This is a genomic window from Desulfosarcina cetonica JCM 12296 (assembly GCF_001311845.1).
Taxonomy (GTDB): Bacteria; Desulfobacterota; Desulfobacteria; order Desulfobacterales; family Desulfosarcinaceae; genus Desulfosarcina; species Desulfosarcina cetonica.
The window spans coordinates 1-16,970 of sequence record NZ_BBCC01000149.1 but is presented as its reverse complement, the minus strand read 5'-3'; the positions used below and the strand labels follow the sequence as shown (position 1 = coordinate 16,970).

Below are 16,970 nucleotides of genomic sequence, written 5' to 3'. Positions count from 1 at the left end.
GAGATGAAGCACGTAGTCTTCGATTTCTTTTTGCGTTAGACGATCCGGTGACTTCCGATGAAATTTTGATAGGCCTTCAACTGCAGACAAATAGGATTGCTGAGTCCTCGGTGAGAAATCCTTGAGCTTCATCGCTCGAATCATCTTTTGACGTAGTTCAGACATGAGTTCCCTCCTTTGAAAGATAAATGTGTGATTTTCGGGGTTACACCGATGGAGGGCACTATAATAAAAACGGAGAAAGATCGTAAACAGGGAAGGAATTGCAGAAATTCTGGTGGGTTAGCTGCCGCGTAGCGGCTTAGTCCAATGTTCAGGATATGCTGCAAGCCGGGTTCAATAAAGGGGTATGCCTTTTGAAACCAACGGCTATCATATCCTCGATCTATCAGTTAAACCCCAAGACCAGGCTTGTCAGTATCATCCTGTTGGTTGGACGATGCGTCAAACGGGAATCCAGTATATGGATTTTTCTGAAAAGCCCCAATCTTCCAAAACGACCTCTTTTTGATGGCAAGCCCGCCAGTTTATTCCCGTGCTGATTGTTTCGTGAGGAAAAATCATTCATATACGGCTGAACTTTCGAAAAATCGTTTCGTTTGCCCTGGATTTCGGCGCAACGGTACCCCATGCGAACCGCATCCGATAAAATGATGGCTCTGAACAGGATCATGCGGCCAACCTCCAGGGTTCGGTATGGCCGCCGCGGTAGACAAAAACGGTGCGAAGGATCTCCCCGCAATGTGGACACCGGGTTTCGCCAAGGTCCGGAAACATTTGGCGCAACAGCTCAATGGTCGTCGGTCGGTCGACTCCTGGAGCATACGCCTTTTGGCCCAGACGCTCACGCGCCAGATTCAGTTTATCCAGCTGGGTTGGATGGAAAAGACCGTAGGATCTCACCAGATGCGTTCCCTTCTCCGGCACATGATCCAACAGGCGACGGATAAACGTCTGGGCATCCAACTTAAAGGTCAATTGCTCATGCTTTTCCGGATGCGCATAGGCGATGGTTACCGTATCTCCATCATAACCCACAATCCGCTTTTCAGAGATCGGTCCCCGGCGGATGTAACGGCCGACGTATTTGAAAACCCCGTTGGCGTGCTCATAGGCCGGCTCGATGTCGGCGTGCCAGCGAACCCGGCCGAGCTTGTTGAGTAGATTCAGACATTGTTGAACGCTTTTGCCAGGCGGCGGAGACAGTAACTGCTCCGACGGCTTCGGCCGGCCGGTTTTAGTCAGGGGTTTAAATCCTTGCCTAAGGGAATCCAGAAACTTGCCCCTGAACTTCGACGCGAGCACCGGCGTGTACACCAGCAGATCTTTCCTGGCGCTCACCCACCGGCCATCGGGGTTCAAGCCGCCGGCGGTCACGATTAAATGAAGATGGCAATGCTCGCGAAGGTCATCATCCCAACTCTGAAAGACCGCGATCACACCGGGTAGACCACCCAGCCAGCGACAGTCGCTCAAAAGCTCCTGCAAGGAACCCCATGCGCTACGCATCATATGCCCCGTGAACAGCTTTCGATTGGCCCTCCAGATGCCATGCAGATCATGACTGATCGTTATCACCACATGAAAATAGGGACAGTCGAGGGCTTGAGACCGCCTGCGCTCCAACCACAATTGGGTCTCGGTCGAACCGCATTGCGGGCACGAGCGGTTCTTGCACGAATTGGGCAGGATCACCCGATAGTCGCCGTTCGGGCATTCATCCACATGGTATCCCTTTTCCGGCGTCCGGCAGGTCATAATGTCCCAGGCCGCCCGCCACTGCCGGGCATCCAGAACACGGCCCTTGCGGTAATCATCGAAATGATCGTTGAATATCTGCTGAACAATCCCGGCTTTCATTCGATTTCCAGGTCGGTCTTTACTTCCGCCTTGCACTCACGTATGAGTTCCAGGGCGCGTTCTTCACCATGCTGGGCAACAATTTCATCCCATAATTCTGAATGTTGCAACTCTTTCTGGAAGTTCCTGGCAAAGGCCTCCTGAAACTTATCAGAAAAGGATGTCTCGGATGTCCTTCTCAACTTCTTAAGTCGCTTACCTTTGCCCATTCTTTCAATCTACTTCCTGCTGCTCGGCAGCATTCGTCCAACATTGGATTAGACGACCGAACTGTCGCCTTATAATACGTCTATTTAGCAGACGAAATCGTATTATTGGTCTGATGAGTCCAATAATACCCCTTATTTCCGGTGTTATTGGCCTCATGAGGCCAATAACAAATTGACATTTCGTAAAAATGTGGTGCGATATGAACAGTCGTTCACTATCTCCCAGATGAAAGCACTCTTTAATGGGCGACTTCTTTTCCAACCCTTTCCGAACCCCATTTTCTTACAAGTCAATGCGATTTTTCATCAGAGACCATGCAAAATCAGGGTTATATCCATCGTCCCGACAATAAGGTCATAAGCGACGGCAGGCCGCGGGTTAACAAGACATTCGGTAGAACCAATGGCGCAAGGAAAGGGATGATGGATAAAATGGCGTTGAACAGAGCCGCTTGATGCCGTCGGTCAAGCTATGGATTTTATATCGCTTGCCCGAGGGAAAATGCAAGGGGACATTGGTTGTTGGGATCACGAAATATTTTTTTGATTATCGCGTTCGGTCTGTAAAGTTTGGAGGCAATCCAGGGACGGGCATGAAATTATGCGTTTAAGGGTTTGCGGGAAAGAGATCTCCAATTCAGGTATCAGCTTCCCTCCACGGACAACCGCACGGCTGATGTTTGCTGAACGATGTTTGCTGAACATAGACTGTGAAACTCGACAAATCCCACCAATTATGATTATGTGTACTTTAGTACGCCCATACCTATTGATCGTGATTTGAGTGGATCGGCTCGTCATTATCCTTTCTGAATGCATTGCTCCTGCTGAATGAGTTTAAAAGAAATTCCAGTTGCCAACCATTGTCGATCCAAATCGGTTTTTTCTGGATTGCTGTTTGTGCGAAGCGCCGGTCCGCATAACAAGCCGAGGTATCTGAATATTTCCCTGATGATTCTGCTCGGTAGCAACTAAAAATGTCAACCTGGGTATATTCAACATCCGGCTGACTGCCAACCGCAAGGCCGGCTGTCAGATTCCATCATACTGAGAGAGGAGGAGACATGAAACATTTCAGGTTTTATGCGGTGCGGTCGCTGGTGCTGGGGTTCCTTGTTGTCCTCATGTTATCAGCGACAACCCTGGCGCAGGACCAAGGCGAAGGGGCGACAACGCTGTCCCGAGTGCTGAGCGGCAACGTGTTGAGAGTCGGCGTCAATCCGAACTACAAGCCGTTTTCCTTTGAACAGGAGGGCAAACGCATCGGCGTGGATATCGATATCGCTATCCTGCTCGCTGAAAAACTTGGTGTAAAGGCCGAATTCGTCGTTCCCGAATCCTTCTCCGACCTGATTCCCATGCTCCAGGCAAATAAAATCGATATCATTATCGCCGGTATGAGCATCACCTTCGATCGGGCGAAGGCGGTCGACTTTACAGCACCTTATTTCGAAACGGGACTGTCGATCCTGCTGAACAAGGTCAGAGCGGCCAAACTGGGAATCAGCGAGGCGAAAGACGATAAGACAATTGAATCCATCCTCGAAAGAAACGGAACGGCGGAACGGCTCGTCATCGCCGTGACGGACGGAAAGGCGCCCCAGCGGGTGGTCCCGCGCTACTTTCCCGGAGCAACGGTAAAAGCCTATCCGACCAACGAAGCGGCTGCCGCGGCAACGCTGAAAGGCGATGCGGACATGATGGTTCACGATGAAATTTTCCTGAAAGTCTGGCTGAAGGAACATATTCGGGATGCGCAGTTCCGGCTGGTGGTCCTCGATCCGCCATTTAAACCGGACTACTACGGAATGGCAGTGCACAAGGGGAACCAGGATTTGTTGAATTTGCTCAATGTTTTCAATCTGGAACTGAAGTCAGATGGAAATGTATCTCGATTTCTGGGTCAGTACCTGCCGGTGACCACCAGGGTCATTACCCGAAGCTACAACATCAGCGAAGACTATTATGGAGGTGACTGATATGGAGAAACAGAGCAAAGGGCTTGACCTGCAATGGAAAATTCTCATCGGCATCATTGCCGGTATCGGAATCGGCATGGGGATCAACATGGCCATGGGCGCCGGCATCACGTCGGGTCCACTGTATGTCATGAAAACCGTTTTTCAGTATGGTGGAGAAATTTTTATCCGGCTGCTGCGCATGCTGATCGTACCGCTGGTGTTTGCCTCCATCTTCATGGCGGTTGCCAATCTTGGAGATGTACGCACGCTTGGAAAAATCGGTGGCAAAACCGTCGGCTATTACCTGCTGACCACGGCATTGGCCGTTCTGGCGGGGCTTATCGTGGTCAACATGATCAACCCCGGCATCGGCATTGATAAAGATGCGCTGGCCGCGCTCAATATTGGCACTGAGGTTCCGGGAAAAGTGAGTAGCCAGGCGTCGGCGAACGTAGCGCGACATTGATCATCGTCGACACATTCGTCAACATGATCCCCAAAAATGCAGCTGCGGCGTTTGCCACCGGCGACATCCTGCAGATCATCTTTTTCACGATTTTTCTGGCCATCTTATCATCCACCATCGGACGGGATTCCGAAACCCTGACCAATACCATCCACGGTATTGACCGAATCATGCAAAAAGGCATCATGGCGATTATGGTCATCGCACCGTACGCCATTTTCATGCTGGTCACAGCGATTTTCATGGATCTTGGATTTGCCGCATTGAAGGCGCTGGGCAAATACGCGGCCGCCGTTCTTGTGGGCTTGTTCATCCACGGCTTTGTCACCCTGCCGATTCTGGTTCTGATCATGGGGCGCTACAATCCTTACCGGTTGTTCAAGGCCCTGAGTCCGGCCCTGATGACTGCCTGGTCTACTGCCTCCAGCGCGGCCACCCTGCCGGTAACCATGAGCAATCTGGAAAATCGGGCCGGCGTGGAGGGTCGTATCGGCAATTTTGTTCTTCCCCTCGGCGCCACGATAAACATGGATGGAACCGCGTTGTATGAATCCGTCGCGGTTATTTTCATCGCTCAGATCCTTGGGATTGAACTGACCATCGGCATGCAGGTCGTCATCTTCATCACCGCCTCGCTGGCGGCCATCGGCGCGGCAGCAATTCCCGGCGCGGGCCTGGTGACCATGGGCATCGTCCTGACGGCGGCAGGCCTTCCCCTTGATGGAATTGGACTGATCCTTGCGATTGACAGAATCCTTGACCAGTTCCGCACGGCTATTAACGTCTGGGGGGATGCAACCGCAGCTATCGTTATCGGACACTCGGAAAATGCCATTCATGAGGTTTGATTCAACTATACCGAGGCCCACATTTGTGAAAGGAGTACGATATGGAATTTCCAAAGCAAATCCATGATTTCATGCTGCATGATGTTGCCGGAAAGTGGACCTATAAAGGCAAGGTCCTGCAAAGCGCCAACTATATCCGCCTGGGATCGCGTATGAATCTGTTTATCCAGACGGTAGCGGACAAAGAGGGGAACCTGGAGTATATCATCCGCTTGCGTGACAGCTTTGTCAGGGGCGGTATCAGCACCCTGGAAGAAGCCATTCAGATTGCCAAAGAAATCATTGAGGAAAACAAGCTGTTCATCGAAAAATCACTTCTGTAGGCTGACTTTCCGGCACGCTCGTCCCGCCCTGACTTTTGGGTGACGTATCAGGTGGGCAGTCAACCGTTTTTGGGGAAATATTTAACGCCCTTTATATCTTGAAAGTCGGAATCAAGCGTCCAAACAACAGCATTATATAATTTTGCTGTTGCTAAAATAATACTGTCGGCCATCGGCAACTTGTGTTTCAAGCTAAGTTTTGAGGCAGATAATGCCAATGATGGGGTCAAATCCACGACTTTGCCTTTTTTCATGGCGGCGATCGCTTTGAATGCTTCATTTTCGCTGGCCTCTCTCAAAACCACCTTAAAAACCTCATATAACGTTATTGTCGGTACAATAAGGGATTCTTGAAGGGCTTCTTGGTCATTAAAAAGTTCAAGGAAGTATTTCGCTTGTGGTTCTCCAGCAAAATATGTGAGCCAGGCAGAGGAATCGATTATATTCATAACCTGTCATCCTCTCTTTTAAACTCCGTATTAATGCCTTTCAGAAACCCATGAAGTTGTTTTATGTCCTGTTCGGGAATAAGCTCGATGCGTCCTTCGAATTCAATGATTTGCATTTTCTGGCCGGGTCGAAGCTGCAATGTTTCCCTGATTGATTTTGGTATTACGACTTGGTATTTCGGTGAAACCGTTACTGAGTGCATACAAGGCCTCCATCGATAACATTTTCGTATTACAATATCACAATCGATTGAGGGCCGTCAAATTTTAAAATGCCAACGCATTGGCCTGTTGGGGAAATCGCCACTTGACAAATGCGATTCGATATGTACGGTATCTTGTACAGGAGGTGCAAGATGGAAGCTATTACTTATACCACAGCAAGGCAAAACCTTGCGAAAACAATGGATAAAGTCTGCGAAGACCATGCGCCGGTCATTGTGACACGTAAATCTACAAATTCTGTGGTCATTATATCACTGGAGGATTATGAGGCGCTCCAAGAAACGGCGTACCTTTTGCGGTCCCCCAAAAATGCGAGGCGATTGATTGAATCCATCGCCCAACTTGAAAAAGACCAGGGAACCGAAAGGGACCTGATAGCGTGAAGCTCATTTTTTCCGACCACGCTTGGGAAGATTATGTTTTCTGGCAAAAGACAGACAAGAAAATACTGCGCCGCATAAACACCCTCATTAAAGAAACCAAGCGCAATCCGTTTGAAGGTCTTGGAAAACCCGAACCACTCAAACACGCCCTGTCAGGATATTGGACCCGCCGAATCAATGATGAACATCGGTTCGTGTATAAAGTATCAGACGATGCAATCCGCATTGCACAGCTTCGATACCATTACTAATCATCCAATTTACATCGCCGTTTTCAAGTGATAGCGTCGCCCGCAGCAACAATATTCAAGCGGATTTCCCGCCATGTATGTTGAAAGGATCGATCATGAAAAAAATCTGTATCTATGGTGTTGGTGCGGTCGGCGGTTTCATGGGGACGCTTCTGGCCCGCAGCGGATGCGAGGTCAGTGCCGTGGCACGCGGCGCCACACTGGCCGCACTGAAAACCAAGGGGCTGCGCCTGCAGTTTGAAAACGAAATTCTCACCCAACCCATCACGGCCAGCGACGATCCAAGAGACTTGGGTGCTCAGGACCTGGTGATCGTTGCCGTCAAGGCCCAGTCCCTTCCCGCCATAGCCGAGAAAATCCCGGCCTTGATCGGTCCGCAGACCACGATCCTGACCGCCATGAACGGCGTTCCCTGGTGGTTCTTTGATGGATTCGGCCAATCCTGCCAGGGGCTCCGGCTGCATTCGGTGGATCCGGATGGCACCATTGCCGCCGCCATTCCCACCGGCCAGGTGGTCGGCGGGGTGGTGCATGGCAGCTTCGCCCTCAACGAACCCGGTTTCACCCGCCACGTTTTCGGTAAAACGATCCTCATCGGCAGACCGGACGGAACCCAGCCCGACTCACTGGCCGAGCTGGCCCACCTGCTGGCGGCGGCCGGCATGGACATCAAGATCTCACCGCATATTCAACGCGACATCTGGTTCAAGCTGTGGGGCAACATGACCATGAACCCGGTGTCGGCCATCACCGGTGCCACCTGCGACAAGATCTTGGACGATCCGTTGGTGAACCGCTTTTGCCTGAACATCATGGCCGAAGCGGCTGCCATTGGCGCCGTTTTCGGCTGCCCCATCGACCAAAGCGGCGAGGAACGCAATGCCATGACCCGAAAGCTCGGCGCCTTCAAAACCTCCATGCTGCAGGATGTGGAAGCCGGCCGTTCGGTGGAACTGGATGCCCTGGTGGCGGCCGTTCGGGAGATCGGACGGCATGTCGGCGTCGCCGCGCCCAATATCGACACCCTGCTCGGCCTGGCGCGATTGCACGCCCAGGTGCGGGGGCTCTATCCGGCGGGCTGATGGGCGCTAACTTGCCTGGCGTAAGCGCAGTGGCCGGTAATGGATGACCAGAAGTCCGGCAACCACCAAAACGAGCGCCGTCAACAGATGCGGCGTAATGGCTTCTCCGAGCAACACGGCGCTAAAACAGACACCGGCGATGGGCATGATGAAGATAAAGGCGTGCAGGGAGGCCGCGCCGAACTTTTTCAAAAGTGTGTTCCAGGCGATAAACCCCACACAGGCGACGACGACACTCTGGTAGGCAAGACCGAGGAGCACCGGCACGTCCAGACGAATGATCATCTGCGGATCGAATAACACGCCGCCGATTCCGAAAAGCGGTGCCGCGAATACAAACGGATAGAGGACCAGGTGAAACGGTTCGCAATCGGCAAGGATGATTTTGGTCGCAATGATCCGGCCGGCCCATAGCGCCAAGGCGGCCAGTATAATATAATCCCCGGTCCGAACGCCCGGTTGAAGACCGCTTTTATCCACCAGCATCACCGCCACGCCGGTGAACGCCATCACCATGCCCGCCAACTTTCTCACGGTGACGCGCTCCGTCTTAAGCACATAATGTCCGGCGATCAAAACGAAAAAGGGGAGCAGGTTGGATAGGATGGCTCCATGCGAGGCCGGTGCCCGGGTCATGCCCACATAAAAAAGGGATATCTGGGCGGTCAGGATCCCGCCGACGGCCGCGATCGGCATCCAGTGTTTTCTGGGGACGCGCAAGGGGCGGCGGGTTGCCATGGCCCAGAAGAAGATGATGATTGCAGCAATGGCGAACCGTGCGGCGGCCGTGGTCAAGGGCCCCAATCCGGCCAGACTGATTTTGATGGCCACCGGGTTGGCCCCGAAAATGGCGCAGAGCGTCACCACCACCGCTACGGTTGCGGGTGGGAAATGGTCTTGGCTGGTTGCTGCCGTTGGCATGTCTGTCCACCTGGAAAGCGTCAATCGGTGCCTCTAAAATCCTATCTATAAAATCAATTTTTCGACCTTTTATCAACCGCCAGAAAAATATACCCGTCAGCGTTCACGCTAACGCCGCTTATTTTTTAAGGTTATCACGAACCGGCCGATATTTTTAAATTGCGGAAAAGGATGCATTCCCATAACAAGCGCTCCGGCCAATTTGGCGACGAAGAAGGTTGAAGACAGCGACCATGAAAAACATTCTTATCGTCGATAACAATCCCGTCATGCTGCACACCCTGACGGGACTGCTTAAGAGCCAGAGCCATTTTTTCAACATCATTCCTGCCCTAGGCGTGCAAAAAGCGGTGGACATTCTGTCCATCAAGGAGATCCATCTTCTGATCCTTGGCATCCAACTGCCCCAGGAGGATGCGTTCCACTTGGCCCTGTTGATGTCCGGCAATGCGAGAATGCGGATCATCATGATGACCCACAACGCCTCGCCCGAGTTGAAACGCAAGATTCGGGAAAATAGTGCCGTGATTCACTTCGATCATGCCCGCGACATCAGTGTGCTGGCCAAGCGCATTTTTAATGAATTACGGATCGATTTCGGGGGGCAGCTGCATGGAATGAGTCTGTCTTCAATACTACAAATGATGGAACTGGAGAAGCGCTCCGGCACCCTGCTGGTGACGACGAAGGGAAGATTCGGCACCTTGACGATCGTGGATGGCAAGCCGATCGCTGCAAGATTCGGCCAGACGACGGGTACGGATGCGGCGATGGAAATATTGACCTGGGAGAACATCTCCATCGATATCGACTACATGCCACCCCAGGCGACCAGCGAAATCGATGCAAGCCTCATGAACCTGCTTCTGGCGAGTGGAAAGCGTTCGGACGACAAGCGCAGCCGCATCGTCACCCTGCGTAAACATAAACTCTACGATCGCCAGTTATCCGCCGAATTCCAGGTCAAAGACTGGACGTTCCAATGCTGCCTCCACGATATCAGTGAAGGGGGTGCCTACATCGAAACCAGCCAGCCGGTGCAGGTCGGCCAGCAACTGGTCCTTTCCCTTGATGATGCCGTACAGGGCGGATCCAGGGCCATTGCAGGAAAAGTGGTCCGGCGGGACGCCAAGGGTATCGGCATCCGTTTCGAACCGCTGAACCCGGAACAGAAGCAATTCATCCTTTCGCTTGTCGCGACGTGCAAAACGCCGGATTCCGCCGATTAATCCTGACGGTGAGGCTGACGAATTTCATCAGGTTTCCGCCATTGACCGCTTTTCGAGTTGCAAAATGTAATTCCACGCGTCTTCGGAGACGGGCATCATCGAAAGGCGGTTGCCCTTGCGCACCAGGGGCAGGTCGGACAGGGCCGCATGCGCCTTGAGCTCGGCCAGGGGGATGACCCGTTTGGTGTGGCGGATGTACTTGACGTCGACCATGAACCAGCGCGGGTTTGCCGGATCGCTCTTGTCATCGAAATACTTGCTTTGCGGATCGAAGGCCGTGTGGTCGGGATACCCTTCGCGCACGATTTCCATCATGCCGACGATGCCCGGAACGGCGCAGCTGGAGTGGTAAAAAAACGCCTGATCGCCCACCTTCATCTGGTCGCGCATCATGTTGCGCGCCTGGTAGTTGCGTACGCCGTCCCAATGCTCCGTTTGCTTGGGCATGTTTTTGAGATCATCAATGCTGAACGCCGTCGGTTCGGATTTCATCAGCCAGTAGTTCATTTTTTGTTCCTTGCTCGTTTATGCTGAACTCGCAACGGCCTGCTGACCAGACGGAATCGTAGGAAGCCCGAGATCAAGGCTTGCGAATCCTTAAGGAAGGAGGCGTACTTTTTCGTACGCCGCAGTGACGAAGGATTCGCGTACGCCGATATCGGGCTTCCTACGATTCCGTCAATTCTGCGCCGCTACGTCCACCATCACCGACAGGGTATGCACCCCCCCGCCCATGACCACGCCCTTGACCGGGGTGACGTCGCCGTAGTCCCGGCCCCAGGCCAGGGTGATGTGGCGTTCTCCGGGAATCACATTATTGGTCGGGTCGAGGTCCACCCAGCCGAATCCGGGCACGAAGAGCGACAACCAGGCGTGGGAGGCGTCGGCACCGATGAGCTTGGGTTTTCCCGGAGGGGGCAGGGTTTCCAGGTAGCCGCTCACGTAGCGGGCCGCCAGCCCCAGGCTGCGCAGACCGCTGATGGCCAGGTGGGCGAAATCCTGGCACACGCCCTTACGATCGGCCAGGACCTGGTCGACGCTGGTATCCACGGTGGTGGCCGATTTGTCGTAGGTGAATTCGTGGAAGATCCGGCCGATCAGTTCCAGGGCACCTTCCAATACCGGCCGGTTGGGTGGGAAAGAGACTTGTGCGTATGCCCGGACCGTGGCGTTGATGGCGATCAGCGGACTGGCGAAAATGAATTGGTAGGCGTCCAGTTCTTGCGGTCCGGGATGGGCGGCCAACTGTCCGACCACCATTTCCCAGGGCGGTGTCGATGCCGGTGGCGGTGGGGCCACCGGCAGGGTCTCCACCAGGCTGCTGGCTGTCATGGTTAGCTCGGGGTGGAGCTGCTGGACCATGAACACCTGGACTGAGTTACCAAAGAAATCAATGTATTCATGCAAATATTGAGGATCGGGCACGACGGTCAGCCGGGGTTGCGCCACCCGTTGGGTGAGGGTTGCCCGCGGTTTGAGGATCAGCTCGTTCAGAGACAGGGAGGCCGGCTCTGAATAGCGATAGGCCGTTTTATGCAAGATCCGGTATCTCATGGTTCCGGCTCACCATGGATGGCGGTGAAATGGGGCGTCGCCGGAACGCGGGTCAGGTAGTGGGCGCTGACCTGCTGGGCGAATGCCGTCAGGCGAACTTCCATGGTCCGCAGAAAGTTTTCCAGGGTGGTTTGCCGATCGTCTTCGTGCTCACAGTCCAGCCCGGTCAGATCGAACAGTCGCACGGCGGTGAGCATCTCCAGGGCCAGGCGTTCCTCGCCGGTGGTGTAGCGCCGGGAATCCAGGCGAGGCAGCTCCTCCACATGCGCGGCGATCTGGCTGCATTGGAAAGCCAGGGATTTGGGGTTGCTCTCGTCCATCACCAAAAGATCCATGACCGGCGCCAGTTGGAAGGCCGTGCGGTAGCGTGCCCGGTAGGTCATGATGCTGTCGCAGATTTCCAGAAGGGTCTCCAATGCGCTACGCGAATCCGCGCATACGCGTGGCAACCCAAGGCGGATCAGGGACGTTTGGTTGATGGCCCGTTCGATGCGTCGGCCCATGTCCATGAAGCGCCAGCCCAGGCCGCGGGTCATGCTTTCCATGGCCAGACCGGAAAAGGCGCTCAAGGTGAAAAGGGTGTCGTCCAAAAGGTCCAGGGGATCGCCGGCCGCGGTGTCGGTAAAAACATCCAGTCGGTTGATCACCCGCCAGGAATCCAGGGATAGCCGGTCGCGTACGTTTCTGGCCGCGTTTTGGACCTGCTTGAGTAGGGTCACGACACTTTCCGGACGCTCTTTTTCATAGAGGGACGCGTTCAGCTGGTGGGTCAGTTCCCGGAAGCGCGGGATGGGATTGCTTTTGTCGGGTGCCGGCGGAATGGTGTTCTCCGCGCGCAAAAGGTTCAGCAAAAAGGGCAGTTCGGGAATATCCACCAGGCGTGTCTCGCCGGAAAGACGACGAAAAACCGAGCGCAACAGGCGGATCAGGCCTTCGGCGCGTTCCAGGTAGCGCCCCAGCCATAAGAGGTGGTCGGCCACGCGGCTGGGCAGGTCGCTGCCGCGCTTGAACTCGGCCACGGTCTGCAGGCCGCGCATGAGGCTGAAGGGCGCCACCGGCCGGTCGGAATAAACCCAGATGTCCTTGCTCTGCTGACGTTCCAATGTGCTTCCTAAAAGGGTGGGCACATCGGCGGCGGTAATGGCCAGGCCGCCGGGCATGACGGCAAACCCCTCTGCGGTGGCGCAAGCAAATACCCGCAAAAGGGTGTAGCGGGGACCGACGCTGTCCGGATTCCAGGCCGGCACCGTGGCCGGATGAACCGGTGCGCGGGCCATGAAACGGTGCGGTTCGGCATGGATCGCGGCGGCCAATTCAGCGGTATCGGCGGGCAGCCCATCGGTGGGTTCACCCCGTGCCAGGGCCCACTGGACGTTGAGCTGCGTTAGATTGGCCAACACATACTCGCGGTCCGCGGGGTTACCGCACCACCAGGCCGGATGGTTTTCAAGGAGAAGATCCGCTTCCCCCAACTGGCGGCCCAACGCCGGCAAGAATACCGACAGTCCCGGGGTGTCCACGAATCCGCTGCCGATGGGGTTGGTCACTTCGACTTGTCGCTCGCGACAGGCCTGAATCAGTCCGGCGACCCCGTTGTTGGCCTCGCGTTGCAGGGCGAAGGGGTCGCTGCGGTCATCGGCGATGTGCCGGAAGATGGCCTCCACCGGCTCCAGACCGGCCAGTTTTTTCAGGAAGACCTCGCCGTTGCGCACGGTCAGGTCCTGGGCTTCCACCAGGGGATAGCCGAGGTAGCGCGAGAGCAGGGCGTGCTCGAAGTAGATGCGGCTGTCCGGCCCGGGAGAGAGCAGCACGATGCCGGGGTTTTCGCGCCTCAGGGCGACCCGTTCGATCAGACTGAGGTGAAAGGTCTGAAAGAAAGGGGCCAGGCGGCGGATCTGAGTATGGTGGTAGAGCTCGGAGAAGACCCGCGAGATGACGATGCGGTTTTCCAGGGCGTATCCAATTCCGGCCGGGTTGCTGCCGTAATCGCGCAGTACGTGGAAACGGCCGTCGGTTCCACGGTAAAGATCGGCGGCATAATAAGTCAGATAACGGTTGCCGGCCGGCTCGATGCCGTGGCAAGGCCTCAAAAAGTGGGGATTGGCATAGATCAGTTCCGCCGGCAGGTGGCCCTGGTGGAGCAGGTTTTGGGCGCCGTAGACATCCTTCAGGATCTTTTCGAGCAGGTTGGCGCGCTGGATCAGCCCGGCTTCCAGGGCGGCCCATTCCGCTGCCGTGATGGGTAGTGGAATCATGTCCAGCGCCCAGGGGACCCCCCGACCGCCGGCATCGTCAAAGGGGTTGAACGTGGCACCGTCTTCGTGGCGCATGCGCCGGACCCGTTCCTGGCGCTGGGCCAGAACCGAGGGGGCGATGGCGTCCAAGGCGTTCATCAACGGCTGCCAATGTTCCCGAGCGATGCCGGAGGAATCGAAAGCCTCGCAGAAGGTGTCTCCGGGGAAACGTATGGCGTCGAACATGGAAGGTGGTCCCATCATGTCAGGTTCGGTCATAAAGCATACCTTGATGAACGCGTATGGGCTTATTCCGGCCGCAGGGCACGCTAAGAGACTTTTCAAACAGCCTCTAACCCAACCGGCTTTGCGCCAACCGGTTTTCTCGGAAGGAGGATGTATCCTGTTCAGCGCCGCAAATCAAGGGTGTAGGGAAACTCGCGATTGACCTCCGCCTCCGGAATCAAGACCGGATTGCCCGGTGTATGGCCGCCGGGGAAGAAACGCGCATGCCGTCGCCCCTCGGCCTCCCAGCCGTTGACCGGGAAGGTTTCATGGTGGCGGCCGCCCGGATGCCCAACGTGATAGGTGCAGCCACCCACGGCCCGACCGGTCCAGGTATCGAACAGATCGATGGTCAAGGGGGTGTGCACCCCGATGGTCGGGTGCAGACAGGACGGCGGCTGCCAGGCCCGGTAGCGGACGCCACCCACGAACACACCTTTCGTGCCGGTTGGCTGCAGGGGAACGCGGCGGCCGTTGCAGGCCACGATGTGGCGGTCGTCGGTCATGCCCGTGACCTTGACCTGCAGCCGCTCCACCGATGAATCCACGTAACGCGCGGTACCCCCGCCGCCGGGCTCCTCGCCCAGCACGTGCCAGGCTCGAGCGCCTGGCGCAGCTCCATTTCCATGCCCTGGTAGACCACCCGTCCGTAGATGGGGAAGCGGAACTCGAAGTGGGGATGAAAGAAATCCATGTGGACCGGGAAGCCGGCCTGATCGAGAATCGTGAGCACGTCGGAAAAATCTTGGTGCACCAGCTCGGGCAGCATGAAACGGTCATGCAGGCGGGTCCCCCAGCGGACCAGCGGCTGCCGGTAGGGGGTTTTCCAGAACCAGGCCACGAAGGTGCGCATGAGCAGTTGCTGGGCCAGGCTCATGCGGGCGTGGGGCGGCATCTCGAAGGCCCGGAACTCCAAAAGGCCCAGCCGTCCGGCGCTGCTGTCCGGCGAATAGAGTTTGTCGATGCAGAACTCGGCGCGGTGGGTGTTGCCCGAGACGTCCACCAAGAGATGGCGGAAAAGACGGTCCACCAGCCATGGGGGGCAGGGTTGGCCGGGAAGGGTCTGCCGGTCCAGTTCGGCAAAGGCGATCTCCAGTTCGTAGAGGCTGTCGTGTCGGGCTTCGTCAATGCGCGGCTGCTGGCTGGTGGGGCCCATGAAGAGACCGGAAAAGAGAAAGCTCAGGGACGGGTGGTTGTTCCAGAAGGTCACCAGGCTGCGCAACAGGTCCGGACGCCGCAAAAAGGGGCTGTCCGCCGGCGTGGCGCCGCCGATGACGATGTGGTTGCCGCCGCCGGTGCCGGTATGGCGGCCGTCGAGCATGAATTTTTCCGTTGCCAGGCGGCATTGGCGGGCGGTTTCGTAAAGGGTCGTGGTGGTTGCCACCATTTCGCGCCAATTGTGCATGGGCTGGATGTTGACCTCGATCACGCCGGGATCCGGGGTGATCTTAAGGGCGTTTAAGCGCGGATCATGGGGCGGCACGTAGCCTTCCAGCACCACGGGCAGTTGGGTTTCCGCGGCGGTGGCTTCAACGGCGGCGACCAGTTCCAGGTAGCCTTCCAAACTGGCGATGGGGGGCATGAAAACATACAGGCGTCCCTCCCGTGGCTGCACGCAAAGGGCCGTGCGGACCACCCAGGCGGCCGATTCACCGACCACCGGCCGGGGGGTGTCGAAGGGCCTGGGCTGAGGCTGTACCCCGTCACCCAGCTTGGCGGCATCGGCACCTTTGAGATGCGGCTGGCCCTCGTGAAGATCGGGCAGGGGGCCGCGGTCGGCCATGGGGTCCAGGGGGTGATCATAGGGGAAATCGGTCTTGGCGACCCAGGGCAGGGACTCCAGGGGCAGGCGCAGGCCGGCCGGTGAGTCGCCGGGCAAAAGATACATGTGGTCACCGCGAAATGGCCATGGGCCGCTCTTCCACGATCCGTACTGCAGGGGCAGTACATAGCTGGACACCGTACCCAGGCCACGGCGGAAGGTGCGGACCATGCGCGCCCGCTCCTCGGGGTCTTCCAGACGCGGGTCGGTCGGGGAGACGTTGACCGGCAGCGCCTGTTCCTTGAGCAGGTAATGGGCCACATCCTCAAAACCTTCACGGATGAAGCGACGGCTTACCGCCAGGTGGTCGGCCAGGGCTTCGATGAAGCGTTTGGCCTCCGCCGTGCCGAACCCGTAATCCTTGCCGGTGTCGGCAATCCAGCGATCGTCCTGCCAGACGGGTTTGCCGTCCGTGCGCCAGTAGCAGCCCAGGGCCCAGCGGGGCAGGGATTCGCCCGGATACCACTTGCCCTGCCCGTAGTGCAGCAAGCCGCCCGGCGCCCACTGCTCGCGTAGCTGTTTGATCAGCCGTTCGGCAAGTATGCGTTTCTCTTCGCCCAGGGCTTCGGTATTCCACTGGGCACCATCCATGTCGTCGATGGAGACAAAGGTGGGTTCGCCGCCCATGGTCAGACGCACGTCGGACGCGGTCAGTTCCTCGTCCACGCGGTCTCCCAGGGCCACGATGGCTTCCCAGACCGCTTCGGGATAGGGCCGTGTGGAGCGGGGTTCCTCGCGGATGCGCGTCACGCGCATGGTATGGTTGAAGTCCACTTGGCATTTTTCCACCGCGCCGGTGATGGGGGCCGCGCTTTGGGGCTCGGGCGAGCAGGCCAGGGGGATGTGGCCCTCGCCGGCAAACAGTCCC

At 56.4% G+C, this 16,970-nt stretch carries 18 protein-coding genes and 1 pseudogene; 8 read left to right on the top strand and 11 right to left on the bottom strand.

The features are described from left to right. The 4 genes from JCM12296_RS50815 to JCM12296_RS25000 all read right to left on the bottom strand — a co-directional run. Nucleotides 1-144 (bottom strand): phage integrase N-terminal SAM-like domain-containing protein (locus JCM12296_RS50815; RefSeq protein ID WP_422699177.1); only part of this gene is annotated, 144 nt, incomplete at its 3' end. A gap of 244 nt (nucleotides 145-388) precedes the next feature. After that, a complete protein-coding gene (locus JCM12296_RS25010; RefSeq protein ID WP_054699033.1) occupies nucleotides 389-673 on the bottom strand; it encodes a hypothetical protein in 285 nt (94 codons plus the stop codon). Further along, the gene (locus JCM12296_RS25005; protein WP_054699031.1) at nucleotides 670-1,860 is read right to left on the bottom strand and encodes an IS91 family transposase; all 1,191 of its coding nucleotides are present in this window, start codon (nucleotides 1,858-1,860) and stop codon (nucleotides 670-672) included. Before JCM12296_RS25005 ends, JCM12296_RS25010 begins: the two co-directional genes overlap by 4 nt. Continuing rightward, complete coding sequence (locus JCM12296_RS25000; RefSeq protein ID WP_054699029.1) at nucleotides 1,857-2,069, bottom strand: hypothetical protein; 213 nt, start codon at nucleotides 2,067-2,069, stop codon at nucleotides 1,857-1,859. The genes JCM12296_RS25005 and JCM12296_RS25000 overlap by 4 nt, the downstream gene beginning before the upstream one ends. A gap of 1,064 nt (nucleotides 2,070-3,133) precedes the next feature. Between JCM12296_RS25000 and JCM12296_RS24995 the strand changes: the two genes are divergently transcribed. The 4 genes from JCM12296_RS24995 to JCM12296_RS24980 are packed head-to-tail and all read left to right on the top strand — an operon-like array spanning nucleotide 3,134 to nucleotide 5,667. Continuing rightward, the gene (locus tag JCM12296_RS24995; RefSeq protein WP_054699027.1) at nucleotides 3,134-4,048 is read left to right on the top strand and encodes a transporter substrate-binding domain-containing protein; all 915 of its coding nucleotides are present in this window, start codon (nucleotides 3,134-3,136) and stop codon (nucleotides 4,046-4,048) included. 1 nt (nucleotide 4,049) lies between these two features. Continuing rightward, complete coding sequence (locus tag JCM12296_RS48120; RefSeq protein ID WP_054699025.1) at nucleotides 4,050-4,496, top strand: cation:dicarboxylate symporter family transporter; 447 nt, start codon at nucleotides 4,050-4,052, stop codon at nucleotides 4,494-4,496. Then, nucleotides 4,493-5,344, top strand: coding sequence for a dicarboxylate/amino acid:cation symporter (locus tag JCM12296_RS24985; protein WP_054699023.1), 852 nt, complete (start codon nucleotides 4,493-4,495; stop codon nucleotides 5,342-5,344). Before JCM12296_RS48120 ends, JCM12296_RS24985 begins: the two co-directional genes overlap by 4 nt. A 41-nt stretch (nucleotides 5,345-5,385) precedes the next feature. Next, nucleotides 5,386-5,667, top strand: a complete 282-nt coding sequence (locus JCM12296_RS24980; protein ID WP_054699021.1) for a hypothetical protein — start codon at nucleotides 5,386-5,388, stop codon at nucleotides 5,665-5,667. 59 nt (nucleotides 5,668-5,726) lie between these two features. Here the strand turns inward: JCM12296_RS24980 and JCM12296_RS24975 are convergent, their stop codons facing one another. Next, nucleotides 5,727-6,116 (bottom strand): type II toxin-antitoxin system VapC family toxin, encoded by a 390-nt coding sequence (locus tag JCM12296_RS24975; RefSeq protein WP_054699019.1) that lies wholly within the window; start codon nucleotides 6,114-6,116, stop codon nucleotides 5,727-5,729. Further along, nucleotides 6,113-6,319, bottom strand: a complete 207-nt coding sequence (locus tag JCM12296_RS24970; RefSeq protein WP_054699017.1) for an AbrB/MazE/SpoVT family DNA-binding domain-containing protein — start codon at nucleotides 6,317-6,319, stop codon at nucleotides 6,113-6,115. The genes JCM12296_RS24975 and JCM12296_RS24970 overlap by 4 nt, the downstream gene beginning before the upstream one ends. 153 nt (nucleotides 6,320-6,472) lie before the next feature. Between JCM12296_RS24970 and JCM12296_RS24965 the strand changes: the two genes are divergently transcribed. The 3 genes from JCM12296_RS24965 to JCM12296_RS24955 all read left to right on the top strand — a co-directional run bounded on the left by JCM12296_RS24965 (nucleotide 6,473) and on the right by JCM12296_RS24955 (nucleotide 8,057). Continuing rightward, nucleotides 6,473-6,724, top strand: coding sequence for a type II toxin-antitoxin system Phd/YefM family antitoxin (locus JCM12296_RS24965; protein WP_054699016.1), 252 nt, complete (start codon nucleotides 6,473-6,475; stop codon nucleotides 6,722-6,724). Beyond that, the gene (locus tag JCM12296_RS24960; RefSeq protein ID WP_054699014.1) at nucleotides 6,721-6,975 is read left to right on the top strand and encodes a Txe/YoeB family addiction module toxin; all 255 of its coding nucleotides are present in this window, start codon (nucleotides 6,721-6,723) and stop codon (nucleotides 6,973-6,975) included. Before JCM12296_RS24965 ends, JCM12296_RS24960 begins: the two co-directional genes overlap by 4 nt. Before the next feature lie 95 nt (nucleotides 6,976-7,070). Then, a complete protein-coding gene (locus JCM12296_RS24955; protein ID WP_054699012.1) occupies nucleotides 7,071-8,057 on the top strand; it encodes a 2-dehydropantoate 2-reductase in 987 nt (328 codons plus the stop codon). A gap of 6 nt (nucleotides 8,058-8,063) precedes the next feature. Here the strand turns inward: JCM12296_RS24955 and JCM12296_RS24950 are convergent, their stop codons facing one another. Next, entirely contained in the window at nucleotides 8,064-8,978 is a 915-nt protein-coding gene (locus tag JCM12296_RS24950; RefSeq protein WP_054699011.1) for a DMT family transporter, read from the bottom strand. 233 nt (nucleotides 8,979-9,211) lie between these two features. Here JCM12296_RS24950 and JCM12296_RS24945 point away from each other — a divergent pair, with 233 nt between their 5' ends. Continuing rightward, the gene (locus JCM12296_RS24945) at nucleotides 9,212-10,207 is read left to right on the top strand and encodes a PilZ domain-containing protein (RefSeq protein WP_054699009.1); all 996 of its coding nucleotides are present in this window, start codon (nucleotides 9,212-9,214) and stop codon (nucleotides 10,205-10,207) included. 27 nt (nucleotides 10,208-10,234) lie between these two features. On the opposite strand, the gene JCM12296_RS24940 is transcribed toward JCM12296_RS24945, so the two are convergent. From JCM12296_RS24940 to JCM12296_RS24925, 4 genes and pseudogenes are all read right to left on the bottom strand, one after another. Next, a complete protein-coding gene (locus JCM12296_RS24940) occupies nucleotides 10,235-10,714 on the bottom strand; it encodes an EVE domain-containing protein (RefSeq protein WP_054699007.1) in 480 nt (159 codons plus the stop codon). A gap of 171 nt (nucleotides 10,715-10,885) precedes the next feature. Then, entirely contained in the window at nucleotides 10,886-11,761 is an 876-nt protein-coding gene (locus JCM12296_RS24935; protein WP_054699005.1) for a transglutaminase family protein, read from the bottom strand. Further along, nucleotides 11,758-14,274, bottom strand: coding sequence for a circularly permuted type 2 ATP-grasp protein (locus JCM12296_RS24930; protein WP_054699003.1), 2,517 nt, complete (start codon nucleotides 14,272-14,274; stop codon nucleotides 11,758-11,760). Before JCM12296_RS24930 ends, JCM12296_RS24935 begins: the two co-directional genes overlap by 4 nt. A 128-nt stretch (nucleotides 14,275-14,402) precedes the next feature. Continuing rightward, nucleotides 14,403-16,858, bottom strand: a pseudogene (locus JCM12296_RS24925) (transglutaminase family protein). Nucleotides 16,859-16,970 lie beyond the last annotated feature (112 nt).